Below are 24,647 nucleotides of genomic sequence, written 5' to 3'. Positions count from 1 at the left end.
GTTTTCCGAGGAGGTCATGCTCAAAGACAAGGAGCCACACCCCTCGGTCTCGCCGGCGGCGGATCCTACTGCCTTTCGGCGGCCTGCGGCGCCGCCGGGCCGAAATGCGTCTTCTCGTATTCGAGCCACAGCTCGAGCAGCGCCATGAATGCCACCACCGCGCCGGCGGCAATGGCAAAATGCATCGCGCGGGTATGCGTGAAGCCGAGCAGCCAGGGCGAGACGATCAGCCAGCATCCGACGACCAGGTTGATCCATTCTTCCCAGATCGAGAACACGACGATCGCCGCCAGCGACATGATCGCGATCGCCGCGCCGCTGATCCTGAGATCGATCGCCGCCGTCGGATTGGCCCGCACGAACAGCCACGGCGCAGCGAGCAGGAAAATCGCTGCGATGAGGTTATAGAGATCGAGCGCGGATTCTTTTCGCCACTTCATCATCGATTGCTCCCTTGCTACTCAAACCCGCAGCTGATGCGCCTCGGGCGCATTGATGTCCCTGCCCGTGTAGTCGGTCATCATCGCGGTCGCGACCAGCGTGATGATTGCGCAAGCCGCGATATAGGCCGCGATCGCGGTCGCCGAATGGAACGTGCCGAACAGCCAGGTCGCGATCAGCGGTGCCGGACCGCCGGCGATCACGGAAGCAAGCTGATAGCCGAGCGAGGCGCCGCTGTAGCGCAGGCGACCAGTAAAGCTCTCTGCGATCAGGGCCGCCTGCGGGCCGTACTGCATGTCGTGCGGAATCAGCGACAGGAAGATCGCAAGGAAGATGATCGTTTCCGATCCGGTGTTAAGCATCGCGAAATAGATGAAGCCGAACACGCCGGTCACGGCAGCGCCGATCATGTACATGTTCTTGCGGCCGATCTGATCGGAGATGTGCCCGCACAGCGGGATCGAGACGAACGACAGCACCGAGGCCGCGAGCACCGCGGTCAGCAGGAAGTCACGCGACACGTGCAGCGTTCCGACGCCGTAGGAGAACACGAAGGCGGTGAAGATGTAGAACGGCGCCTGCTCGGACATCCGCGCGAAGGCGGACAGCAGGATCTCCTTCGGATGATCGCGGATCACCGTCAGCATCGGCGTGCGGTCGAGCTGACGCTCGGCCAGCAGCTTGCTGAACACAGGCGTTTCCAGAATGCCGAGCCGGATGTAGAGGCCGACACCGACCAGGACGATGCTGAGCGCGAACGGAATGCGCCAGCCCCACGACAGGAACTGGTCGCCCGACATCTGGCTGAAAGCCAGCACCGCGAGATTGGCGAGGAACAGTCCGCAGGGCACGCCGAATTGCGGCCATGACGCGATCAGGCCGCGGGAGCGATCGTTGCGCGCCCATTCCATCGACATCAGCACCGAGCCGCCCCATTCGCCGCCGACGCCGACGCCCTGGATGAAGCGCAACACGGTCAGGATCACCGCACCCCAGATGCCGATGCTGGAATAGGTCGGCACCAATGCGACCGCCGCGGTCGCCAGTCCCATCAACAGCAGCGTCGCGATCAGCGTCGACTTGCGGCCGATGCGGTCGCCATAGTGCCCGAAGATCGCAGCCCCGATCGGCCGCGCGACGAAGCCGACCGCATAGATGGCGAAGGCCTCGAGCGTGCCGACCCAGGGATCGGAATGCGGAAAGAACAGTTTTGCGAACACCAGGCCGGTGACGGTGCTGTAGAGAAAGAAGTCATACCACTCGATCGCGGTCCCGACGGTGGAGGCGATCACCGCACGGCGCATCTGCAGCTGATGCTCGGATGGTGTGAGCCGGTTGGCGTCGAGGCCGGGGGTCAGACCAAGCATTGGGCCAAATCTTGCCATGGGGGTGTCTCCCTCGCACAGGCCCCCGGACGGATATTGACTGTGGTTTGTTTGAGTACAAACGATAAGGCGCGCCGGAAAGTTCCACCGGGATGGACCGTCGAGGCTTGAACTTTAGTCGGCCTTCAGTCGGCCATGGCGAGCGACGGATCGCAACGCGTCGAGGGCGTCGTCCGCCACCGCTCGCCCACCGGGGGGACCATGCTTCGCAGATGGCTGCCGGATTCGGCAGCCGCCGGGCGGCTCCGTCAATCCACCGCGCTTCGTCTCATGACAGCCCGAGCGCCCGCCCGTCGCTGCGTGGATCATGCGCCCCGGTGATGCTTCCGTCAGCGTCGATCCGGATCGCACCCGGATGTCCTGCGAGCGGGCTCTGGGCTGGTATCGGACTGATTTCGTGGCCGCGCCCGGCGAGCGCCTTGAACACCTCTTCACCGGCATCCTTCTCCAGCTTCAAGCTGTCGCGCGCATCGGAGAACGTCTTGCCGAGCAGGAAGCGCGGCCGCGACAGCGCGGTGAGCGGATCCATGTTGTAGTCGATCAGCCTGGTCAGCACCGCCGCGAGCGTCTGCGGCTGGCCGTCGGCTCCCTGCGTGCCGTACAGCAGATGCGGCCGTCCGCTCTTGAGATAGATCCCCGGATTGAGCGTGTGGAACGGCCGCTTGCCTGGCTTGAGGCAGTTGGGGCTGGCCGGGTCGAGGTTGAACGAGGCACCGCGGTTGTGCCAGATGATGCCGGTGTCGCCGGCCACCATGCCGCTTCCCCAATCGTAGTAGACGGTTTGCAGCATGCTGACGCAATTGCCGTCCCGGTCGGTCGCGGCGAGATAAACCGTGTCGCCCTTCTTGAACACGTGCGGCCACGGCATCGCCTTCTCGAGGTTGATCGCCTTCGCGCGCGCGTCGAGGTAGCTCGCCGAGAGCAGCTGATTGACCGGAACGTCGACGAATTCCGGATCGCCGATGTAGCGGCTGCGGTCGATGAAGGCCTGCTTCACCGCTTCGACCAGCAGGTGATAGTAGTCCGCGCTCCCTTCCGGATATTTCGCGAGCTCGAAGCGGTCGAGGATACCCATGATCTCGAGTGTCGTGAGACCCTGCGTCGGCGGGCGCAGCCCGAGCAGCTCGCCGCCGCGATAGCCGACGCGCAACGGCGTCTCGTCGCGCGCGCGGCAGCGTGCCAGATCGTCGGCGGTCAGCGGCGAGCCGATCTGCTTCAGTCCGGCCGCAATGCGCGCGGCGAGCTTTCCTTCGTAGAAATCACGCCCGCCATTTGCCGCCAGCATCTCCAGCGATTTCGCGAGTTCAGGCTGGACCAGCGGCTCGCCGATTTCAGGCATCCGGCCGGCGGGCATGAAGATGCGCTGGATGTCGGGCCAGTCCTTCAGGTTCTTCGCTTCCATGTCCTGCCAGAAGCGCTGCGACGGCGTGACCGGGAAGCCCTTGCTCGCGTATTCGATCGGGCGCGCGAACAGCGACGCCCAGCTCTGCTTTCCGGCCCAGGACTTGCGGCTGAAATCGAACGCCTGGTCCCAGACGTCGACGGTCGTGGCCGCGGTCAGCGCCGACCCAGGCCCCCGGATCGGGACCGAGCCGCTGTAGTTCGGCAGGTTGAGCGCAGCCTGACCTGCACCGGACAGCGTCCGCACATTTCCCTTGCGGTCGCTGATCACCATGAAGCTGTCGCCGCCGAGGCCGCTGAAATGCGGATAGGTCACGCACAGCGTGGCACCGATGGCGATGACCGCCTCGATCGCATTGCCGCCCTTGCGCAGCACCTCGAGCCCTGCCTGCGTGGCAAGTTCGGACGGGCTCGTCACCATGCCAGTCTTCGATCGCGCCAGCGCGCCCGTATTGTCGAGGGCCCGGAGCGGTCGCGGCGCCGCCGCGGCGACCGCCGTGAGCATGGACCCGACCAGCAACTCCCTGCGCGACATGCCAAGATTGGCCATTCGACTTCCCTCCCCGTTTCCTCGTTGTGTCGATGTTGTGCGATCACGGGCTGCGGACACCGCGACGTCCAAATCCCCGAAGGACCGCCACTGGCATTTGGCATACCAAGATTGAAGAAAATTCTTACTTCGGTCAAGCCCGTTGAGAAGGCGTAAGCGAGGTCGAGCCCATCCTGACCCGATCATGATGGTCATAAAATCGATGCGGGGCCGCGCGCGGCCCGGAGGATCGCCCCGCACCGACGCGCCGAGCTCTAAGCCCGATCGCTGCGGCGGTACGGCACGTAGCGCGGCGTCCAGACCTTGGCGTGAATCCGCGCCTCGACCTGGTCGATCGGAACGTTGCTCGCCAATCCCTCCTTGTGCGCCTGCAGCGCGACCGCAAGCGCCACGGTCTGCGAGACGTCGCGCAACGCGCTGACCGGCGGCAGCAGATTGTGCTTCGGGTTGTCGCGCGCCGGCGAGACGCTGGCCAGCGCCTTGGCGGCGGCCATGAACATGCCGTCGCTGACCCGGCTGGCACCGACCGCGAGCGCGCCGACGCCGACCCCCGGGAAGATGTAGGAGTTGTTGGTCTGGTCGACCTTGAAGCGCGCGCCGTCGCGCATGATCGGCGGGAACGGGCTGCCGACACCGATCAACGCCCGCCCCTCGGTCCACGCCTCGATATCGACCGGCGTCGCCTCCTCGCGCGAGGTCGGGTTGGACAGCGGGAAGATCACCGGCCGCTTGTTGCACTCGGCCATCGCGCGGACGATCGGTTCGGAGAACGCGCCGGCCTGCCCGGAGACGCCGATCAGCACCGTCGGCCTCGCGTTGCGCACGACGTCGAGCAGCGCGATCTTGTCGGGATGGCTGAGCTGCCAGCCCGCGATCGCCTGCCTGTCCTGCACGAACGGAAGCTGGAACGGGGCGAGCCCGCCCATGCCCTGGAGCAGCAGCCCATCGCGGTCGACCATGAAGAAGCGCTTCGCCGCCTCGCTCTCCGACAGGCCGGCATCGACCATCGCGGCGCGGATCAGGCTGGCGATGCCGCAGCCGGCCGAGCCTGCGCCCAGCACGGCGACGCGCTGCTCGGTGAGCGGCACGCCGGTGACGTTGATCGCGGAGAGCAAGGCGCCGGTCGCCACCGCCGCGGTGCCCTGAATGTCGTCGTTGAAGGTCAGGAGCCGGTCGCGATAGCGCTCGAGCATGCGCGTCGCGTTGTTCTTGGCGAAATCCTCCCACTGCAGCAGGACGCGCGGCCAGCGCTTCACCACCGCCGCGACGAAAGCCTCGATGAAGTCGTCATAGGCCTGGCCGCGGACGCGCTCGTTGCGCCAGCCGACATAGAGCGGATCGGCGAGGCAATCGGGATTGTCGGTGCCGACGTCGAGCATGATCGGCAGCGTCGTCGCCGGATGCAGGCCGCCGCAGCCGGTATAGAGCGCGAGCTTGCCGATCGGGATGCCCATGCCGCCGGCGCCCTGGTCGCCGAGGCCGAGGATGCGCTCGCCGTCGGTCACCACGATCGCCTCGACGTGATCGAAGCGCGGATGGGCGAAAATGCGGTCGATCCGGTGCTGATGTGGGATGCTGAGGAACAGCCCGCGCGGCTTGCGGAACAGCCGACTGAATTTTTGGCAGCCCTCGCCGACGGTCGGCGTGTAGACGATCGGCAACAGCTCTTCCAGGTTGCCGACCAGGAGCGCGTAGAACAGCGTCTCGTTGGTGTCCTGCAGCTCGCGCAGAAAGGCATAGCGCTCGATGTCGGTCTCAAAACCGCGCAGCGCCTCGAGGCGGCGCGAGACCTGCTCGTCCAGCGTCAAAATATTGGGCGGCAACAGGCCATGCAGGTCGAACGCCTCGCGCTCGGCCTCGGAGAACGCCGTGCCCTTGTTCAGCTGCGGATCGGCCAGCAGCTCGTAGCCGCTCAGCGCAGTGGTCGCAAAAGCTCCTGATGACTCCGACATGGCAAGGTCCCCTCAATGCGAAACGCCAGATCGGACGTTATCACGCCCACGTAACGGATCGGAGCGCGAAGGCGCGCCGCCGCGCAAAGTTGAACGGCCCCGACGCTGCGGCTGCACCTCCTGATCGACACCAACATACCTTGGTATAGCCCGCCTGATTCCTTGTGATGGCCCGTGCTTACGCCCGTACAGTTGAGCGATTGCGAGAGATTTTTACACTCGCGGCTACTCCAACGTGATCAGGATCACTGCTCCGAGCCGTCAATCGCAAGACTGTCACGCGTGGCAGGTGTCGACTGGAACGCGGGTTTCGAGGACCACTCAGATGATCGTCAACATTCAGAAGCTGAACGGCCTGTGGCACCTGATCGTCGGGTCGTGCAAGATCCGAACTCCGTTCCTGGAGACCCAGGACAGGGAGTGGGTCGTCGCCTATGCCAGGCGAATCTACCCTGGCGCCAAGGTTTTCGAGCGCGACTGACGCTGTTCCGCCTCACAGCTCTCGTCCCAGACAAAAAGCCCCGGAGCATGCTTCGGGGCTTTTGCTTCCAACGCGGCAACGCCGCCGCGGTCAGTGCAGCGCCGACATCACGATCAGGCCGAGGATCAGCGCGGTCGCGGAATATTTGAGCGTGTAATACACGTTCCGATTCCACTCCTTCACCTTGCGGCTGGCGACATGGATCTCGTAGAGCTTGCCGAACACCTTGTTCAGCGCGCCGACGTGCTCGCCGTCAACGTTCTGGGTCGCCGACGCCTTGACGATGTTGTGGCTGACCCAGCGGTTCATCGCCGTCATGAAGCCGAACTTCATCGGGCGCTCGACGTCGCAGAACAGGATGATGCGGTTGACGTCGGTCTTGTTCTCGGCGCTGTGGATGAAGGTTTCGTCGAACATGAAGGCCTCGCCGTCGCGCCAGACGCATTCGACGCCGTCGACGAGGATGCGGCACTGGTTCGAGTTCGGCGTCACGAGGCCGAGGTGATAGCGCAGCGAGCCGGCGAAGGGATCGCGGTGCGCCCCGAGCTTACCGCCCGGCGGCAGCATCGCGAACATCGCGCCATGCACGTTCGGAATCGAGTTGAGCAGCTCCACCGTCTTCGGGCACAGCGTCCGCGCCGACGGCAGGAAGTCGTCGTACCATTTCAGATAGAAGCGCTTCCAGCCGCTCTTGAAGAAGGAGTAGAAGCCCCAGTCGTTGTTCTTGGCCGCGGCACGGATGAAGCCTTCGTCGAACAGGCGCGTGGCCTCGTCCCGGATCGTCTCCCAATTGTCGGAGAGCTTCTTGAGCTCGGGAAACTGCTCAACCGGAATCACCGGCGTGTTGGGCACGGCGGAGCCAGCATACATCAGCACATTGTAGGGCGCGAGGTAGGTCGAGTGATCGCCGAGCTGGCGAGCGAAGCGCAACCGATGCTTGCCGCGGAAGTGGACGTAGAGCGTAGAGGCCACCAGCACGTAAAGAATGACGAGCTGCGGCGCGAAGAGCTGTCTCAACATGATCCGTCTATGATCGCTGCCCGCCGACGCCCTTCATGCCCCGCCCGCAGGAGCCTTGCCCTTCACGGGCGGCCCAGTCCGGGCGGCGAGACGCGTCGCCGTCCGCGAAAACTCCCCTGTTTCATAGTGACTTGGCACTGCGGCGCGGTCTGGCAAATGAGCCGGAATCGTTGCCGCGGTGCCGTCCCGGACGAGCCAGTGTAAGCGTTCGCTCACCAAATGTGAAGCATCGCGCCGCACTGGTGCCAACCTTGTGACACTATTCACACACCTAATTCGCCATTGACAAACTGATTAGACAATTCCTAATCCTGAGATGACCCGCCGAAGAACGCGGACATCCAAAGGGAGGAATGATGAGACAGTTTCTGGCGGCAGCCATTGTCGCGGTGATCACCACGGCCGCTCACGCCCAGGTTTCCGACGACGTCGTGCGCATCGGTGTGCTGACCGACCTGTCGAGCTGGGGACGCGACAATTCGGGCCCGGGCTCGGTCGAGGCGGCCAGGATGGCGGTCGAGGAATTCGGCCCCACCGTGCTCGGTAAGCCGATCGAGATCATCTCCGCCGACCACCAGATGAAGACCGATGTCGGCGTGCAGGTCGTGCGCGGCTGGTTCGACAACGGCAAGGTCGACGCGGTCGTCGACATCCCGAATTCCGGCATCGCGATCGCCGTGCACAACATGGTGCGCGAGCGCAACAAGATCGCGCTCTTGTCCGGTCCCGGCGCGAGCTCGCTGACAGACGAACTGTGCAGCCCCAACACGGTGCATTTCGCCTACGACACCTACGCGCTGTCCAAGGTGACGGCCTCGGCCGTGATCAAGGAAGGCGGTAAGTCCTGGTTCTTCGTCACCGCGGATTACGCCTTCGGCCAGCAGCTCGAGAAGGACGCTACGCGCTTCATCAACGAGATGGGCGGCAAGGTGCTCGGCAGCGTCAAGCATCCGACCAACACCGCCGACTTCTCCTCCTTTGCGCTGCAGGCGCAGAGCTCGAAGGCCGACGTGGTGGCGTTCGCCAATGCCGGCCAGGACACCGACAATTCGATCAAGCAGTCCGGCGAGTTCGGCCTCGTGCAGGGCGGCCAGAAGCTGGTCGGGCTATTGATGTTCGACACCGACGTGCATGCGATCGGCCTCAACGCCGCGCAAGGCACCTACATGACGACGGCGTCGTACTGGAACATGGACGAGAAGACGCGCGCCTGGTCGAAGAAGTTCTACGCCCGCGCCAATGTGATGCCGACCATGATCCAGACCGGCGTCTACGGCTCGGTGCTGCATTATCTCAAGGCGATCCAGGCCGCCGGCACCGACGATCCGAAGGCGGTGATGGCCAAGATGCGCGAGCTGCCGATCGAGGACACCTTCGTGCATGGCGGCAAGCTGCGCGAGGACGGCCGCGTGATCCGCGACATGTATCTGGCGAAGGTGAAGAAGCCTTCGGAATCCAAGGAACCGTGGGGCTATCTCGACATCGTCAAGACGGTGAAGGGCGAGGACGCCTATCGTCCGGTCTCCGAGTCGAAGTGCCCGCTGCTCAAGAAATAGGATCGATCGCGTGGCCAACGAAGAAGCTTATGATTGCGACGCGCTGGTCGTCGGCTCCGGCTGCGCCGGGCTGTCGGCGGCGGTCACCGCCGGCCATCACGGCCTCAAGGTCCTGGTGGTCGAGAAGGAGCCGCGGTTCGGCGGCACCACCGCGCGCTCCGGCGGCTGGCTGTGGATCCCCGGCACCTCGCTGGCCAAGGCCTGGGGCATCGAGGAGAGGACCGATCAGGCCAAAACCTATCTGCGCCACGAGGCCGGCAACAGCTTTGACGCCGCCCGCGTCGATGCGTTCCTGACCGAGGGGCCGAAGGCGGTCGACTTCTTCACCACCAGCACCGCGGTACGCTTCGACATGCCGCTGACCTTCCCGGACTATCATGCGGAAGCGCCGGGCGGCGCGCAGGGCGGCCGCTCGATGGTGACGCGGCCGTTCGACGCCCACGAGCTCGGCGACGCCCTCAAGAATCTCGGCAGCCCCCTGCCCGAGCTCACCGTGTTCGGCATGATGCTCGGCTCCGGCAAGGAGATCGTGCATTTCATGCGCGCGACCCGGTCGCTGACCTCGGCGGCCTATGTCGCCAAACGGCTGTCGAAGCACGCCATCGACGTGATCCGCAACGGCCGCGGCATGACGTTGACCAACGGCAACGCGCTCGCCGGACGGCTGGCGAAATCCGCCTTCGACCTCAAGATCCCGCTTTGGCTTAACTCGCCGGTGCGCGAATTGATCGTCGAGAACGGCGTGGTGCGCGGCGCGGTCGTCGTGCGTGAAGGGCGCACGATCCGCGTCAACGCCAAGCGTGGCGTGGTGCTCGCTTGTGGCGGTTTTCCGCACGACGTCGCGCGACGGCAGAAGATGTTTCCGCACGCCCCCACTGGAAAAGAACATTATTCGCCGGGCCCGATCGGCAATACCGGCGACGGCTTGCGCCTTGCGGAATCCGCCGGCGGCCGCGTCGACGACTCGCTGCCGAATGCCGCGGCCTGGGTGCCGGTCTCGGTCACGACGCGCAAGGACGGCTCGAAAGGCGTGATGCCGCATTTCATCGATCGCGCCAAGCCGGGCGTGATCGCGGTGATGGCCGACGGCAGGCGCTTTGCTAATGAAGGCAATTCCTACCACGACTTCGTGCAGGCGATGATCAAGGCGGCGAAGCCCGGCGAGGAGATCGCGGCGCATCTCATCTGCGATCACGAGACGCTGCGCAAATACGGCCTCGGCTGCGTGCCACCGCGCCCCATGCCGCTCGGCCATCACCTGAAGACCGGCTATCTCAAGCGCGGCGCGACGCTGGCGGAGCTCGCCGCGCAGGCCGGCATCGACGCCAAGGCGCTCGAGGAGACCGTCGCGGAGTTCAACACCACCGCGGCGGAGGGACGCGATCCCGCCTTCGGCAAGGGTTCGCGTGCCTATAACCGCTACCAGGGCGATGCGCTGCACGGACCCAACCCCTGCATCGCGCCGATCCAGCACGGGCCGTTCTACGCCATGCCGTTCTACGCCATCAAGATGGTGATCGGCGATCTCGGCACCTATGCCGGCATCCGGACCGACGCCAATGCCCGCGCGCTCGACGCCGACGGCCAGCCGATCGCCGGCCTCTATGCCGCCGGCAACGACATGGCGAGCATCATGGGCGGCAACTATCCCGGCGCCGGCATCACGCTCGGGCCCGCGCTGACCTTCGGCTACATCGCGGGCAAGCACATTGCCGGTGTGGCGGCGGAGCAGAGGGGCAGGTCAAACCCGTCCTCCTGAGGCGCGAGCGGAGCAAGCCTCGAAGGATGCACGGCCACCAGTAGGGCCGTCGACCCTTCGAGACGCGCGCGAGATGTGCGCTCCCAGGCTGACAGTGATAGAGGCGGATGTGACGCGCCAGATTGATCCTGCCGCCCCGCGTCTCGCGGACGGCAAGGTTTCCTGCTAAGTGCGAACGCGCGAACGCGAACAGGGCCACATGACGAGAGAGAGCCGCGGCATACAGTCGATCGAGGTCGGCGGAGAATTGCTCCGCGCGCTGGCCCGCAGCGGCGAACCGATGATGCTGCGCGATCTCGCGCGCGAAGCCGGCATGCCGCCGGCCAAGGCGCATCCCTATCTCGTCAGCTTTTCCCGCATCGGCCTGATCGAGCAGGACGAGGTCACCGGCCGTTACGAGATCGGGGCGCTAGCGCTCGAGCTCGGCCTGATCAGCCTGCGCCGGCAGTCCGCGGTGCGGATCGCAACGCCGCGGATCGCGGCGCTCGCCGACAGCATCAATCACGCGGTGTCGCTGTCGGTCTGGGGCACCCACGGCGCGACCGTGGTGAGGCTCGAAGAGCCGAGCCATCCGGTGCATATCGCGATGCGCGTCGGATCGGTGGTGGCGCTGCTCGAGACCGCGACCGGCCGCGCCTTCGCTGCCTTCATGCCGCCGAATGCTATCAGGACCGCGCTCGAGAGCGGCCTCGATCGCCTCGGCGTCGGCTACAATCCGAAACGGCCGCCGGCGGACGCGAAGACGGCCGAGATCCTCGCCGAGGTCCGCAGCCTCGGGCTGGCGCGGGCGATCGGCGATCCCCTGCCCGGCGTCAACGCCTTCGCCGCGCCGGTGTTCGATCACGCCGGCCACGTCGCGCTGGTCATCACCGCGATGGGACCGGAAGGCACCTTCGACGCCAGCTGGGACAGCGCGATCGCCGCCGCGCTGCAAGGCTGCGCCGTCGATATCTCGCGGCAACTGGGGCACGGCACGGCGCGGGCATTGAAGTGACTGTGAGGCGAGCGCGCCAGCCGGGCTCCCTCGCGCGCGTGCCACTGAGTTGCCCGACAGCGCAAGCCCCGGTGTATGGTTCCCTCGTCTCACCCGATCGAGGGGCGCTGCGCATCGTCACGGGTGTTGCGGTGAGATGCGGTGGACGCCGCGTGCGCGACTGACGAGTGCGCGCGAGGCGGACGGCGAAATCGCGCAGGCCTGACGCCCTAGCGGCAGGTGTCCTCTCGCAAAGTGCGCAAGCGTTTGCGAGGGCGGTGACAAAAATGCCCAGTCTCACCGGGGCGAGCACGTATAAGCCGTAAAACCATCGCGCAGGGAAAGCCGGATTGCTCCGGTTACACCTGTGGTCCTACCCCCGTGCTTTCTACCTTTTGCACGGGGCCCATGGGTGCGATCGGCATCCGGCTTTCCCTGCGCTCTCTGTTTCCAGAGCGGCGAAGCGAAATGCAAAGCTCGGACAGATCGTGTCGCGAGAATGTTGACGTATGATTCAGTCACGCAACAAACTCGCCGTCGTCCCTGCGAAAGCAGGGACCGATAAGCGTCGTTCTGCTCCCACCTTCTCGCGGCACACGGGATTGGCGAGTTTCACGATCTCTTTGAAGGGATCGGCTTGTGTCTATGCTTGACCATACGCTTAAGTCGGACGGTACGCATCCGACGGGCGCCGTCTTGCTTGACGTGAGGAATTCGCGAAGCGTGCGGCCTTAAGTCTAGCTTTAAGGTCATCAGGCGATGCGAGTCGAGGTTTTGGGAGGGCTGGAGCGGCGGCGGCGCTGGTCGCAGGACGACAAGGCGCGGATTGTCGAGGAGACGTTGGTGCCGGGCGCGAAGGTGACTGAGGTTGCGCGCCGCAACGTCGCGGCCAGCCTGGTGTTTACCTGGCGTCGACAAGCACGGACATCAGAGCAGGTTGTACCATCTTTTGCGCCGGTGCAGATCGTCGCTAGGGAGGTGGAGGAAGCTCCGAAGCTTTTGCCTGCGGGTGACGGCTGGGTGCGCTCCGTAGCGTCCGCGCGTACTGGATTGATCGAAATTGACCTTGGCAACCGACGACGCATCCGGGTGGATGCGCACGTCGACCCGGAGGCGCTGGCGCTTGTACCGCCAGCGGTAGACGCCATGGCACCAGTCGCGGTTGCTGCGTACCAGCAACCCCGCCTGGACGCACATCAGAGTCCCGCTTCCAGTCCATCCATCGCGCAATGGGAGTACGCCCGATCTGCGCGTGCCAAGGCCGCCTTACGACAAACATGGGAGCGGTTCTCTGTCGGCCCGAGTCCAAGTGCATCGAACACTTGCATCACGCACAGGGCGCGGCGAAGAATCGCCCACGCCAACCGGGAAAACTGCAATCCAGATGCTATACCAACTCGCGTTAGGACTACTTGCTGGCGGAAAACAGATCCCATTTCCCGGGGATCCACCGCTACGATGAGCAGTTTGAAATTGTGATTCATCTCGATAGCGCAGAAGCACGCAGCATAGTTCGAATCTGCCAGAATTGGATAAACGACGAGCAGAAATGCTCATCCATCGAAAGCTAAAAGCTAAGATCAGGATGGTCTAAGATCGCAATCTTACACGGGACCTTCACGCGATGACTTGGGCCGGCAAAGACTTCGCCTAAAAAGCACCAGCTCCGTACCCGGCGCTGGTGCTCTAGTTGCGAAGCTGTAGCGTGCACCGCTGCGTGCGTAGAGGTTCCGCGAACCGCTGTGTGCGTGGCAATACGCCATTTTGCCTATTTGAGCTCTCCGAACCGCCTCTTGATAACCTATTTCCTGCCGGTATCCTCGGCGTTAGCCACGCCAACTTGTCCTATTCAAGCGCCATTACGAACTCATGAAATAACCTATGTGAATCAGAGACTGGGATTGCGCACTCATAGTTCGAAAGCGCATTCCGAGAATTGTCGCGCCGCCCGCTTTGCGGCGTCGACCACGAGTAGCAATGCAGCCCTGGGGATTGGAGGCTGCACATTTGAACCTTCTGGCGGCGGCCACGCATACCGATCCACCGGCACGTCCACAGGCACGGTGACCTCGATCAATCGCTCTCCCGAGGATGAGATCAGGCTAACGCGAAAAACCACAGAACTCGGATTCAGTCGCCGATACGGTGCCACCTTCAAGATTGGTTCAGCCATCAAACCCAAAAATCCAAAAGCGCCTAGCCACCCACGCCGGTCGGCCTACGGCTTGCGGAGCCGTACGCTGGTCGCCCGAACAAACCCTAGTTCATAGCTATCTTCATCGAGAATCAATCAAATAGATTAGCTTTCCAGCTCCCTCGTAGCGGCCAAGGGATCCGGCACCAATGGTCTAATCAACCCAAAAAGCTAGTTGCCGGCCCCGCGCCACTCATCTTAAGGTCACGTTCAAACTTCGAGGGATTTTCAAAGGGATTGCTGCCGTAGCTGACATAGAATACTAGGCATCCTTGTTTTCCGATTTTTGCGACTACGCGTTTTTCTGGGGTGGGGCGACAATGAATGATACGTTTGATGGTTTGGCTGCTCGTGGTGGCATGAAGGCTTGCGTACTGGCCTATGTGTCGTTTCTGGCGTTGTGGCTTTATAATGGAAAGGTTTTCGTCAGTATTTTGATCGCAACGGCTTTCTTCAGCATGGGGCTGTTTGCTACATGGCGCCGCTATTTGGAGCCGATCGGTGTCGTCTTGCTACTCTTTGCGCTTGTCACCGCTGTCGAGCCATCCTTATTGAATAAGGTCCACTTCGCTCTCCAATAGCGCATCTTCAGTCTTTCTCATCCACGAGGCGGCGTCACGGCAATCATGACTGCCGATCACTCCGCATTGCGCTTGTTTCTTTGAGGTCGGAAGCTTCCAACAGCGCAGGGCGCATCCGGATATATCGCGGAGATCTTTGAGTGAATGACTTGATCACTGATTGGGAAAAGCTGATCCCCGTACTCATGATCGGTGTTGGCTTCATCTTGTTGCTGGCCGGCCTCATCGCGAGAAGCCGCTTTAAGTATTCTGACGATGAGCTCGAGGAAGAGAAGGAGCGACGCCCGCAGATGGCGCCACTACCGCCGTTGCTGTCTACGGACCGCTCGGACAAACCTCGCCCATAGCAGTAGGCTATTTTGCCTCGACCTTCCGCCTAATCGCCACGCCCGGCCTCCCCCAAACCTGCGCACCCGTAAAGGAGTGCTCGCCGTTTGATCCGGCGTACGCATCCGACGGGGGCCGTCTTGCGTGACGGGTGGCAATTCGCGAAGCGTGTGGCCTTAAGTCTAGCTTTAAGGTCATCAGGCGATGCGGGTCGAGGTTTTGGGCGGGCTAGAGCGGCGGCGGCGCTGGTCGCAGGACGACAAGGCACGGATTGTCGAGGAGACATTGGCACCGGGCACGAAGGTGACTGAGGTTGCGCGTCGCAACGGAGTAGCGGCCAGCCTGGTGTTTACCTGGCGTCGACAAGCACGGACATCGGAACAAGTTGCACCATCTTTTACGCCGGTGCAGATCGCCGCCGTAGCGGCATCGGCTGAGGAAACTCCGAAGCTTTTGCCTACGGTTGATGCCGAGTTCGCTCCGTGGCAGCCGCGCGTACTCCAGCACCGCGCGCGGCCGCACATCCTTGGTGATCGATTCGACCAGCGTCTCGAACGACGGCGCGCCTCCGTCCGCGGTGCGCGGCAGCGGCAGCGGCTCGCCCTTGGCATCGGTGAACTCGGGCCCGGCCAGCCAGCGCGCGATGATCGCGCTGGTGCGCGACAGCGTCGCCGGCTCCGCATTGACCGGCGCGCCGGCGCCGCGCAGCCGCGCCACCTCCTTGCGGTGGATGCCGGTCAGCAGGCTGACGCGGCTGTCGGTCTGCTCCTTGCCCTCGAGCGCGAAGTCGTGCTCGGCGACGTTGACATAGAGCTCGCGCAGCAGCTGGGTCAGCGCCGGAAACGTCATGCCGCCGCGGATGCAAAGCCGCACCAGCGGGCGCAACATCCGCGCCAGCGGCGCATGCAGCTTCGCTGCGGCGATCGGCGCGAACGATCCCACCTTCGACTTCGGGGCCTTGGCATTCATGCCTAACTTTTAGCCGTCCGCGCCGTGGGACACAATCCCACCTAGCGTCGCCCGCGGCGCTGCGACCCGCAGCAGGCCGAAGCGTCGGCCACACCCGCATGGATTTGTGAACGGGGCATATACGCCCGACGGTTGCTCGGCTGTCTCACGCTGCGACGACGCAATCAGATCTCGTGGTCGCCAGAGGCGACAGCAGACCCGCAATGTTGTGGTGATTAATTCCTCAAACGTCATTGTCTTGCGGTCCATCCAAACGGAGACCGCCCCGCTTTTCGCGATCGGCCACAAGACGCGCAGCGCCCCAGCCCGTGTACCAAGCTGGAGCGCCCGCGACCAGCCACCCGAACGCGGATTACAGGGGCTGCGCTATTCTAGCAGCAGCGTCCGGCCGCGTGCAACCCTTAGCTGAGTGGGTTACTTCCCTATCGCCTGCTACGTTTGGCACCTTGCGGGGCTGGCGCGGGTTGCGGTGCCGGAGATTGTTTCAGCCGTTGCCGACTGGAGCGAGTTAACGCGCGCACTCAGTGCACTGAGTTGATCGGACAATAGCTTTTGCCCCCTGTTGCGCTGAAGTCTTCTGTTGAACGTCGCCGATCCGTTCGGCCTGCCTTTGTTGCTCAGCCTGAATGCCTTGCAGCTCTCTGTTCAATTGCAGGATCCGGAGGTGGGACAACCGCAGCATGCTCTTGCGAAGTGGCCAGCTTTGTTGCGTTCCCGTAGCTCGCCCAAAGCGCGCCGCCGGCGGTCATGAGAGCGATGACCGCAACGAGTAACGGGAGCGCAGATGGCGGCCGTGCATTAGCGGATGGTAAAGACTCGTTGGTCATGAGGAATTCCCCCGATTGTGCACCACTCGGGGGCTGGTTCCGGATTGTCACCTTTGGCTGCTGCCCTACGCTTCTCGCCCTTGCGTCACCGCAGCAACCACACGACTCAGGCACTCGCGTTCAGCCGCGCCATCGAGGCTCGCACATGCCGGCCCGCTCATTTCCCGCCGTAACTCTTGCGCACATTAGAGTTGAGGCTCGGCAGTCTGCGCAGCGCTGAAGCTGTTGAGGTCTGGCCACATGACGCGATAGGGCGACGACAGCAGGCCCGACAAGACGAGAAACCACGCCGATGACGGTGGTGAAGTCGGCTCGCCGCGGCGAGCCGCCTACTGGGTCGATGCCGACATGTCAAAGATTTGCAACACCGCATTGGCTTGCGTCGCAAAGATCAAGTGCCTTGTTTACGCAAACTGCTATTGCGCCGTGGTCGATAATGCGCTGAAGCTGCCGCCGCCCGCCGAAACGTCGGTCCAACTGAAATCGGTGTTGTGGAGCACGTAGGGTTTAGCCGCGCGAACGTCACAACGCTGACGTCAGATCTAAGAACGTAGAACACGCCGCGGCACAGCCCCGAAGCTTCTGCGAGTTAGGCGCGAAAGACGGGAAAGGTCCGTGCCTATCACCCTGCGGGATGACGTTCAGAATATTCCGCGTCGAAGCGCCGCCATAACCACTGACGTCCGCTCGGTATTCAGCTGCTTTGACGATCGGCATGCGTCATGCGTAGCCCTACCCTGTTGCGGAAACGCTGCCCAGCGAGCCCGGCGCGTGCACACCTTAAATTGTCTTTACGCATCCCGGTTGCGCCGATAGAATTCGCCTTGAAATTGAGAGGAGAGTGATGACAACCGCTCGTGCCAACGCCCTCCGCATGGCGGCTCTCAAGCCAGCGCCCGATTATGAGGCAACCCTGGAGCAGAAATATAGAAGGCTGATCTCCCCGGGAGATTTAGTCATCGATATCGGCGCGCATTCAGGCCGGCACACTTCGGTATTTTCCGAACTGGTTGGTCCAACTGGCAGGGTATGGGCTTTCGAACCGCTCCCCGAGGTCAGAAACGCCATCGTTCCGCGCGATTGCCTGCGCATTTATCCGTTTGCCCTCTCCGATCGCGCCGGAACTGCCACCTTCACGCGCGTCGAAGGCGCTTTAGAAGAAAGCGGGTTGCGGCAGAAAATCTACAATCGCCCCGATCTGGTCACCAAGCTCGACAAATTCGAGGTCGAAGTACGCGCATTGGACGATTTCGCGGGCGAATTGGATGGTCTGTCGTTCATCAAGATAGACGTCGAGGGCAATGAGATTGCGGTGCTCAACGGCGCGCGCAAAGCCCTCGCGGAGAACAGGCCGTTCCTCAGTGTCGAATACGGTTACCCGTCATACTCGGCCTATGGGCACAGCAGGCAGACGCTTTTTAAAGCGGCCGAGTCGATGCAATACCGCATCGGCGACTTCTTCGGATCGATTGTCAGCGACCTGGATGAGTGGGAGCACACATGCGACGTCTCCTATTGGGACTGGTTCTTGGTTCCGGTCGAGCGGTCGGAAGAGTGGTCGCGCCGCATCTCACAAGAACCTCAACTGTAGATCACCAGTTCTCATCTACTGTGGAGTGCGCGCCGGGCGATACGTTGCTGATATTGGCATTGCCGGTGCCCGCGGTCGCCAGGCCGCCGCTCAGATTGCCGCGCACGACATAGTAGTCCTGTGCCGGGCTGATCGTAGCGAAGTATGTAAAGCCTCCGCCATTCGCCTGGTTGTTCGAGATATTGAATTGGGAGCAAACGGACACGTTGATGAGAGCGCCGCTGGTATTCGTACAGCCAAAGAACTTGTTGTTGGTGAAGTTGAAGTTCGTGATGGTGTTGAATGCCGCTGCGGCAGCGCCCGTCACCCCAACCAGATCCGGATCGAGCACCACAAGACAGGCGAGATGGTGCTGCATCCCCTCGAGGAGACTATCGAAGGCGAACGCGTGCTGTTCTACGACGAGGCCGAACAGGTGTTAGGCCATCTGCCGAAGCTCGGCACCGGCCTGATCATGAAGCCCGGGCGCACCAAAGACCACGTGGCGCGAGTCTGGGATATCCACACCATGGCCCGTCACGTCCGCAAGCTGCGCGAGCTGCTCGGCCTGCCCGACACGTTCACGCTCGACGCCTGCCGGCACGGCGGCATGACCGAACTCGAGGAAGCCGAGCTGACCGACGGCCAGGGCCGTGCCCTCTCCGGCCACAAGTCGAAGGCCTATGAGGGCTACGCCAACCGAGCCGAGAAGCGTGCGTTGGCCGCGACGCGGAAGCGCTATGCACATCGAGCCACCATCGAGAAGCGAGCCGACGGGGCCAGCAAGCTGTCGACCAAGCAAAAACAGCTTTGAGAATTTCGACAGTCCACGGCGTTTTCATGCAATGCGCTCTCATTCACTCCGTGACGTTTGGCTAGAACACGCTGTTTTTACACGGAAACACAGCCTGAGTTTTTGAGATAGTTGGCGCACTCTTGTGCAGAAAAGAGGTCGAGGAGTTCGCCGACCTTGCGCCAGGTTGCCTCGACATCGCGCGGTTCTGCGGCTCGCATCAGATGTTTGAGCTTGGCGAAGACCTGTTCGATCGGATTGAGATCGGGACTGTAGGGCTGTAGGGCGGCAGGAAAAGCAGATGCGCTCCGGTGGCGCGGATGGCATTGCGGGCGGACTTGCCCTTGTGACTGCCAGGATTGTCGAGGATGACGACCTCGCCTTTTGTCAGAGTTGGGGCCAACACCTTCTCGACATAGAGGGTGAAGAGTTCGTCATTGATGGGGCCGTGGGGCGGATGCTTGGAGCCGCTGTCCACTCGGTCCCCAACCGCGCAGTGGCGCCATATTGGTCTTGATCCAAGTCTCGTCGATAAAGATCAGGCGTGAAGCGTCAATCTTGCCTTGATGGGCCTTCCAGCGTGTCCGCTTACGGGCGATGTCGGGGCGACCTTGTTCGACTGGCAGGATCGTTTTTTTGAAGCTCAGCCCTTAGGCATGCACAAACGTCCACACCGCCCGCACATCGGCTTGATCCCGCGCGCCGGCAGTTCCTGTGTCAGCTTCCGCAAAGTGAATGGTCCCGAGAGAACGCGCTTACGCAGCCAATCAGCATTGGCACCGGACAGAACCGGCTTCTTGTGACCGCCGATCTTGCCGGGTGAAACGCCCTCAGTCTCCCGTCTCAGATTCTTCCACTTCGTTACACAGGACGGGCTGATCTGAAGCGCCTCTGCAATCGAACGAACTGTTCTCCTGCATCAGCTCGCGCCAGAGCCCGTTCACGAAGGTCTTCTGAATAGGGTCGCGTCATCCATGTGGCCTCCGTTCTCCAGCACGGAGTTTGAATCAGAAATCGCTCCCGCTGGGAATCCCGATTCTGCGAAAAAAACATGCTCTGGGAGAGTTTCAAAGGCTTGAATAGTATATTCGTTATCCGCAGCGGTATTCCGGATACTTCGATCAACCGTTGATCTAACACATCTTTCTACCACCAGTTAGGCTAGCGACTTCGACTTTATGCGGTCTTCCGCTTTCAATCTGAGAGTGACCGGAACTATCCGAAGGCGGCATGACGCAACCGTCAATTCAATTCTGAATCTCGAAAATAATCCAGCAGGATCAATGGGGTAAAAAACAGGTTCTGTTCAGAATTCTGCGCTTAAATTACTTGCAAACTCATCTGCTTTGCAGGCCGTGGCCGCAGCTTGTTTCAACAACACAGCCCTGTGGTTATGGGTTCCTGCTATCGCAGGGACGACGACGGGGTATTTGGCGACGTCGGAGCGTCGTTCCGCCGCGGCGACGGCCCTCCGTCACCCCCACCACCCCCGCAAAAAAGCCCCAGGCGATGCCGGGGCTCTTCCCGTGATCGATCGCTGTGAGCGCGGATCAGTAGCGGTAGTGATCCGACTTGTACGGACCTTCCTGCTTGACGCCGATGTAGTCGGCCTGGTCCTTGCGCAGCTCGGTCAGCTTGACGCCGATCTTGGCGAGGTGCAGGCGGGCGACCTTCTCGTCGAGCGTCTTGGGCAGCACGTAGACCTTCTTGGCGTATTTGCCGTCCTTATTGTTGGCGAACAGCTCGATCTGCGCCAGCGTCTGGTTGGTGAAGGACGCCGACATCACGAAGGACGGATGGCCCATCGCATTGCCGAGGTTCACGAGGCGGCCTTCCGACAGCATGATGATGCGGTGCTTGTCGGGGAATTCGATCTCGTCGACCTGCGGTTTGATGTTGGTCCACTTCAGATTGCGAAGGTTCGCAATCTGAATCTCGTTGTCGAAGTGACCGATGTTGCAGACGATGGCGCGATCCTTCATCGCGCGCATGTGCTCGATGGTGATGATGTCCTTGTTGCCGGTGGCGGTGACGAAGATGTCGGCGCGCGGCGCCGCGTCTTCCATGGTCACGACCTCATAGCCTTCCATCGCCGCCTGCAGCGCGCAGATCGGATCGACTTCGGAGACCATGACGCGGCAGCCGGCCTGGCGCAGCGAGGCGGCCGAGCCCTTGCCGACGTCGCCGAAACCGGCGACCATCGCGACTTTGCCCGACAGCATCACGTCGGTGCCGCGGCGGATGCCGTCGACCAGCGACTCGCGGCAGCCATAGAGGTTGTCGAACTTCGACTTGGTGACGCTGTCGTTGACGTTGATCGCCGGGAACAGGAGCGTGCCCTTGTTGGCCATCTCGTAGAGGCGATGCACGCCCGTGGTGGTCTCTTCCGAGACGCCCTTGATGTTCTTGGCGATCTCCGCGAACCAGCCTTTCGGCTTCTCCTTCAGCAGGCGCTTGACCAGCGCGTAGAAGATTTCCTCTTCCTCGGAGCCCGGCTTGTCGAGGAAGGCGGTGTCGCCCTGCTCGGCGCGGTATCCGGCATGCACCAGCATGGTGGCGTCGCCGCCGTCATCGAGGATCATGTTCGGCGTGCCGCCGCCGTGCCAGTCGAACAGCTTTGCGGTGTAGTCCCAGTACTCGGTCAGCGTCTCGCCCTTGACGGCGAACACCGGAATGCCGGCGGCGGCGATCGCGGCCGCGGCGTGATCCTGGGTCGAGTAGATGTTGCAGGAGACCCAGCGGATGTCGGCGCCGAGCGCGGCCAGCGTCTCGATCAGCACCGCGGTCTGGATCGTCATGTGCAGCGAGCCCGCGATGCGCGCGCCCTTCAGCGGCTGCTTGGGGCCGAACTCCTCGCGGGTGGCCATCAGGCCGGGCATCTCGGTCTCGGCCAGCGAGATCTCCTTGCGGCCGAAATCGGCGAGCGCAATGTCCTTGACGATGTAGTCGGTGAAGCCGGGCTTCGTGGGGGCGTTCATTTGAGCGTCCTGTTGTTGAACGGGTCGTTACGGGGCGCCTCGAAGAGGCGAACCCGGAATCTCGAGGTGATGATTAGGGATTCCGGGTTCGCTCGCTCTCGCGAGCGCCCCAGAATGACGCAAGTATCAGAGCGCGCGCTTCAGCTGCTCGACGAGATCGGTCTTCTCCCAGGAGAAGCCGCCCTCATTGTCGGGCGTGCGGCCGAAATGACCGTAGGCCGAGGTGCGCGCGTAGATCGGGCGGTTGAGATCGAGATGGCTGCGGATGCCGCGCGGCGTCAGATCCATCGCCTTGGCCGCCGCCTTCTCGAGCTGATCCTCCGACACCTTACCGGTGCCGTGGGTGTCGATGTAGATCGACAGCGGACGCGCCACGCCGATGGCATAGGCGAGCTGCAGCGTGCAGCGGTCGGCAAGACCCGCCGCGACGATGTTCTTGGCGACATAGCGCGCGGCATAGGCGGCCGAGCGGTCGACCTTGGTCGGATCCTTGCCGGAGAACGCGCCGCCGCCATGCGGAGCCGCGCCGCCATAGGTGTCGACGATGATCTTGCGGCCGGTCAGGCCGGAGTCGCCGTCGGGACCGCCGATGAAGAACTTGCCGGTCGGATTGATGTGCCAGATCGTCTTGTCGGTGATCCACTCCTTCGGCAGCGCCTCGCGGACGTAGGGCTCGACGATGTCGCGGATCTGCTTGGACGACAGGTCCTCGACCAGATGCTGGTGCGAGACCACGATCTCGCGGACGCCGACCGGCTTGCCGTTCTCGTACTGCACCGTGACCTGGCTCTTGGAGTCCGGACCCAGCACCTTCTCGCGGCCGGAGTGGCGCGCTTCAGAGATCAGCCGCAGGATCTTGTGGGCGTAGAAGATCGGCGCCGGCATCAGGTCCGGCGTCTCGTTGGTGGCGTAACCGAACATGATGCCCTGGTCGCCGGCACCCTCTTCCTTGACCTCGCCCGGTTGCAGCGCGTCGACGCCCTGCGCGATGTCGGCCGACTGCGGATGCAGCAGGATCTCGATGTCGCAGTTCTTCCAGTGGAAGCCGTCCTGCTCGTAACCGATGTCCTTGATTGCAGAGCGAACCACGCTCTCGATGTGGTCGTTGGTGACCGAGCTCGGGCCGCGCGTTTCGCCGGCGATCACCACCTTGTTGGTGGTCGCGAGCGTCTCGCACGCCGCGCGGATCTGCCACGGGTCGATGCCCGCTTTCGGTCCCTCGCGATAGAACAGATCGACGATCTCATCCGAAATACGATCACAGACCTTGTCCGGATGGCCTTCCGAGACCGACTCGCTGGTGAACAGGTAAGACGCGCGCATCAAGCAAACCCCTTGTTAAGTCGAAGTCCGACGTTGGTTGGTGAATATGTCCCCGGCATGTCAGTCTCGTCGCCGCGAGATGACGTAGGATTCGTCGTAGAACCACAGCCCGTTGTGTTTGCGGAGAACTTCGCGTGTGGCCTCGAGAGCTCGTCCGTTTTCGGTCGTTTCGGTCAACCGCTCATCTTCGATCTGCGCGACATACACCGCCGCATTCCACGCAGCAAAGGCCGTCGAGGTTCCGATCGAGCCGGTTACCTCATTGGGCAGCGCTTCCATATCATATCGGAAGATCGAACGGTTATCGGCGTAAGCGTTGAAGTTCAGCTCGCGGCCGGCGGAGCCCAGTTCGTATTTCACCGCGCGCAGTATCTCATGGCGGCTGACGGCGAAAGGATTTTCTCCGGGCCAGACCGCTTGAATCATTTCAAGTCCGGGATCGCCGCCGTGGGAGTGGATTCCTATCAGCCGTCCGCCGCCGCGCAGCGCGCGGGCCAGCGGCGCGATGATCCGCTTGGCGCGGAAGTTCACCGAGGATTTGGCACGATAGGGCTGCGAGGCGATCACGAGATCGAAATTGGCTTCGGTGCGTCCGGCCCGCGGAATGATGGAATCGAGCAGGAACCGGTGATCGTCCCGGTACAGGACCAGCGCCACCGGCCGCTCATAGATCGGCATCGCATTGCCGGGGCTGAGATTGGCGCGCCAGTTCTGCTCCAGGAACGGACCGAGTTCGGCGATCTGGGCCTCGAACTCACCCGAGGAAGCGCCCCGCAGGGCTACCTCGTGCCAGATCATGCTGGCGGCCGCCGCGGAGTTCTTGGGCGTCAGCCACGGCGCCTCGGCGTAATACATGTTGGTGAACACGAAGACGCTGGCCGGATGCTCGAACAGGCGGTCGGGGACCTTGTCGAGGGTCAGGCGGACGTCCTCAAGGCTCAGTTCCTTGCCGGCGACATAGAACGGCATATGTGGGAAGCGGCCATGCATGGCGCGCAGGACCCGGGCCAGCACCGTGCCGTCGCCCATCCCGGCATCGAACACCCGCAGCGCCGGCGGCCGCGGGTGGATGGCCGCCAGCTCCAGCGCAACCCGGTCGGCGATCACCCGCTTCTCGCTGCAGGTGTGGACGAACAGCAAATAGCGCTGGCGGTTCTCGAAAAACCGGAAATTGCCCCGTGGATCGCGCTTTTCCGGCGGCACCACGAGGCCCCGCGGCGGCGCCACGCCGCCCGGCGTGGAGGTCGCGATGAAGGCGTTGATACGGTCAAGCGTATCGATCGTGATGCGCTTGCCCTCCCGCAGCCGGTACACCAGCTTGCCGTCATTGACGGCACGGCGGCCGAACGTCGTCTCCGCCATGTCGGAGCGGCGGCAGAAATCCGTGATCTGGCTGAGGATTTCGTCGTTCTTCATGGCGCCTTGGGCGGGCAGCAGCGAGTGGGACGGGAGTGGGCAGAAATGATGACTGGTAGCGTCTTATCACCATTTTCCCACCAGTTGAACCCCCTCTGCTGCCCAATCACCAAACAGTCATGGACCGCCCCCTGGACCGGTCTCTTGGACC

At 62.9% G+C, this 24,647-nt stretch carries 18 protein-coding genes and 4 pseudogenes; 10 read left to right on the top strand and 12 right to left on the bottom strand.

Features of this window, described 5'->3' with window-relative positions; translation table 11 throughout:
* Positions 1-65 precede the first annotated feature (65 nt).
* From J2R76_RS00960 to J2R76_RS00945, 4 genes are all read right to left on the bottom strand, one after another.
* Complete coding sequence (locus tag J2R76_RS00960; protein WP_253623639.1) at positions 66-443, bottom strand: SPW repeat protein; 378 nt, start codon at positions 441-443, stop codon at positions 66-68.
* An 18-nt stretch (positions 444-461) separates the two neighbouring features.
* A complete protein-coding gene (locus J2R76_RS00955; RefSeq protein ID WP_253623638.1) occupies positions 462-1,826 on the bottom strand; it encodes an MFS transporter in 1,365 nt (454 codons plus the stop codon).
* A gap of 268 nt (positions 1,827-2,094) precedes the next feature.
* Positions 2,095-3,777, bottom strand: coding sequence for a gamma-glutamyltransferase (gene ggt, locus J2R76_RS00950; protein ID WP_375166469.1), 1,683 nt, complete (start codon positions 3,775-3,777; stop codon positions 2,095-2,097).
* A gap of 254 nt (positions 3,778-4,031) precedes the next feature.
* Entirely contained in the window at positions 4,032-5,729 is a 1,698-nt protein-coding gene (locus J2R76_RS00945; RefSeq protein ID WP_168855042.1) for an NAD-dependent malic enzyme, read from the bottom strand.
* 325 nt (positions 5,730-6,054) lie between these two features.
* Between J2R76_RS00945 and J2R76_RS00940 the strand changes: the two genes are divergently transcribed.
* Positions 6,055-6,210 carry a hypothetical protein gene (locus tag J2R76_RS00940; protein WP_016843659.1) on the top strand — a complete coding sequence of 52 codons (156 nt, stop codon included), beginning with the start codon at positions 6,055-6,057 and terminating at the stop codon, positions 6,208-6,210.
* Between the two features lie 90 nt (positions 6,211-6,300).
* On the opposite strand, the gene J2R76_RS00935 is transcribed toward J2R76_RS00940, so the two are convergent.
* A complete protein-coding gene (locus J2R76_RS00935; protein WP_253623637.1) occupies positions 6,301-7,230 on the bottom strand; it encodes an aspartyl/asparaginyl beta-hydroxylase domain-containing protein in 930 nt (309 codons plus the stop codon).
* Positions 7,231-7,583: 353 nt separating this feature from the next.
* Between J2R76_RS00935 and J2R76_RS00930 the strand changes: the two genes are divergently transcribed.
* From J2R76_RS00930 to J2R76_RS40920, 4 genes and pseudogenes are all read left to right on the top strand, one after another.
* Entirely contained in the window at positions 7,584-8,786 is a 1,203-nt protein-coding gene (locus tag J2R76_RS00930) for an ABC transporter substrate-binding protein (RefSeq protein ID WP_375166467.1), read from the top strand.
* A gap of 10 nt (positions 8,787-8,796) precedes the next feature.
* The gene (locus J2R76_RS00925) at positions 8,797-10,545 is read left to right on the top strand and encodes an FAD-dependent oxidoreductase (protein ID WP_253623636.1); all 1,749 of its coding nucleotides are present in this window, start codon (positions 8,797-8,799) and stop codon (positions 10,543-10,545) included.
* A 199-nt stretch (positions 10,546-10,744) separates the two neighbouring features.
* Positions 10,745-11,539 (top strand): IclR family transcriptional regulator, encoded by a 795-nt coding sequence (locus J2R76_RS00920; protein WP_253623635.1) that lies wholly within the window; start codon positions 10,745-10,747, stop codon positions 11,537-11,539.
* Positions 11,540-12,277: 738 nt separating this feature from the next.
* Positions 12,278-12,412, top strand: a pseudogene (locus tag J2R76_RS40920) (transposase); the annotation flags it as partial.
* Between the two features lie 33 nt (positions 12,413-12,445).
* Here the strand turns inward: J2R76_RS40920 and J2R76_RS00915 are convergent.
* Entirely contained in the window at positions 12,446-12,715 is a 270-nt protein-coding gene (locus tag J2R76_RS00915; protein ID WP_253623634.1) for a hypothetical protein, read from the bottom strand.
* A 1,317-nt stretch (positions 12,716-14,032) separates the two neighbouring features.
* Here J2R76_RS00915 and J2R76_RS00910 point away from each other — a divergent pair.
* From J2R76_RS00910 to J2R76_RS40915, 3 genes and pseudogenes are all read left to right on the top strand, one after another.
* Positions 14,033-14,293: a hypothetical protein gene (locus J2R76_RS00910; RefSeq protein WP_253623633.1), complete on the top strand. Its 261-nt coding sequence runs from the start codon at positions 14,033-14,035 to the stop codon at positions 14,291-14,293.
* 140 nt (positions 14,294-14,433) lie between these two features.
* Entirely contained in the window at positions 14,434-14,640 is a 207-nt protein-coding gene (locus J2R76_RS00905; protein WP_253623632.1) for a hypothetical protein, read from the top strand.
* A gap of 184 nt (positions 14,641-14,824) precedes the next feature.
* Positions 14,825-14,977, top strand: a pseudogene (locus J2R76_RS40915) (transposase); the annotation flags it as partial.
* 141 nt (positions 14,978-15,118) lie between these two features.
* On the opposite strand, the pseudogene J2R76_RS40910 reads toward J2R76_RS40915, so the two are convergent.
* Positions 15,119-15,589 (bottom strand): annotated as a pseudogene (locus tag J2R76_RS40910) (DUF6502 family protein); the annotation flags it as partial.
* Positions 15,590-17,260: 1,671 nt separating this feature from the next.
* Here J2R76_RS40910 and J2R76_RS00895 point away from each other — a divergent pair.
* A complete protein-coding gene (locus J2R76_RS00895) occupies positions 17,261-18,007 on the top strand; it encodes an FkbM family methyltransferase (protein ID WP_253623630.1) in 747 nt (248 codons plus the stop codon).
* 1 nt (position 18,008) lies between these two features.
* Here the strand turns inward: J2R76_RS00895 and J2R76_RS00890 are convergent, their stop codons facing one another.
* Entirely contained in the window at positions 18,009-18,365 is a 357-nt protein-coding gene (locus J2R76_RS00890; RefSeq protein WP_253623629.1) for a hypothetical protein, read from the bottom strand.
* Here J2R76_RS00890 and J2R76_RS00885 point away from each other — a divergent pair.
* The gene (locus tag J2R76_RS00885) at positions 18,354-18,800 is read left to right on the top strand and encodes a hypothetical protein (protein ID WP_253623628.1); all 447 of its coding nucleotides are present in this window, start codon (positions 18,354-18,356) and stop codon (positions 18,798-18,800) included. The two genes, J2R76_RS00890 and J2R76_RS00885, sit on opposite strands and share 12 nt — an antisense overlap.
* Positions 18,801-18,877: 77 nt before the next feature.
* Here the strand turns inward: J2R76_RS00885 and J2R76_RS00880 are convergent.
* The 4 genes and pseudogenes from J2R76_RS00880 to J2R76_RS00865 all read right to left on the bottom strand — a co-directional run bounded on the left by J2R76_RS00880 (position 18,878) and on the right by J2R76_RS00865 (position 24,496).
* Positions 18,878-19,751, bottom strand: a pseudogene (locus J2R76_RS00880) (transposase).
* A gap of 578 nt (positions 19,752-20,329) precedes the next feature.
* Complete coding sequence (gene ahcY / locus J2R76_RS00875; RefSeq protein WP_253623627.1) at positions 20,330-21,757, bottom strand: adenosylhomocysteinase; 1,428 nt, start codon at positions 21,755-21,757, stop codon at positions 20,330-20,332.
* 126 nt (positions 21,758-21,883) lie between these two features.
* Positions 21,884-23,080, bottom strand: a complete 1,197-nt coding sequence (metK, locus tag J2R76_RS00870) for a methionine adenosyltransferase (protein ID WP_057016728.1) — start codon at positions 23,078-23,080, stop codon at positions 21,884-21,886.
* A 60-nt stretch (positions 23,081-23,140) separates the two neighbouring features.
* Positions 23,141-24,496, bottom strand: a complete 1,356-nt coding sequence (locus tag J2R76_RS00865; RefSeq protein ID WP_016843649.1) for a hypothetical protein — start codon at positions 24,494-24,496, stop codon at positions 23,141-23,143.
* Between the last annotated feature and the right edge of the window lie 151 nt (positions 24,497-24,647).

Origin of the sequence: Bradyrhizobium sp. USDA 4532 (genome assembly GCF_024171315.1) — a bacterium.
GTDB lineage: Bacteria > Pseudomonadota > Alphaproteobacteria > Rhizobiales > Xanthobacteraceae > Bradyrhizobium > Bradyrhizobium australafricanum.
Note: the sequence above shows the minus strand (reverse complement) of the source record. Positions and strands in the feature narration are given on the sequence as shown.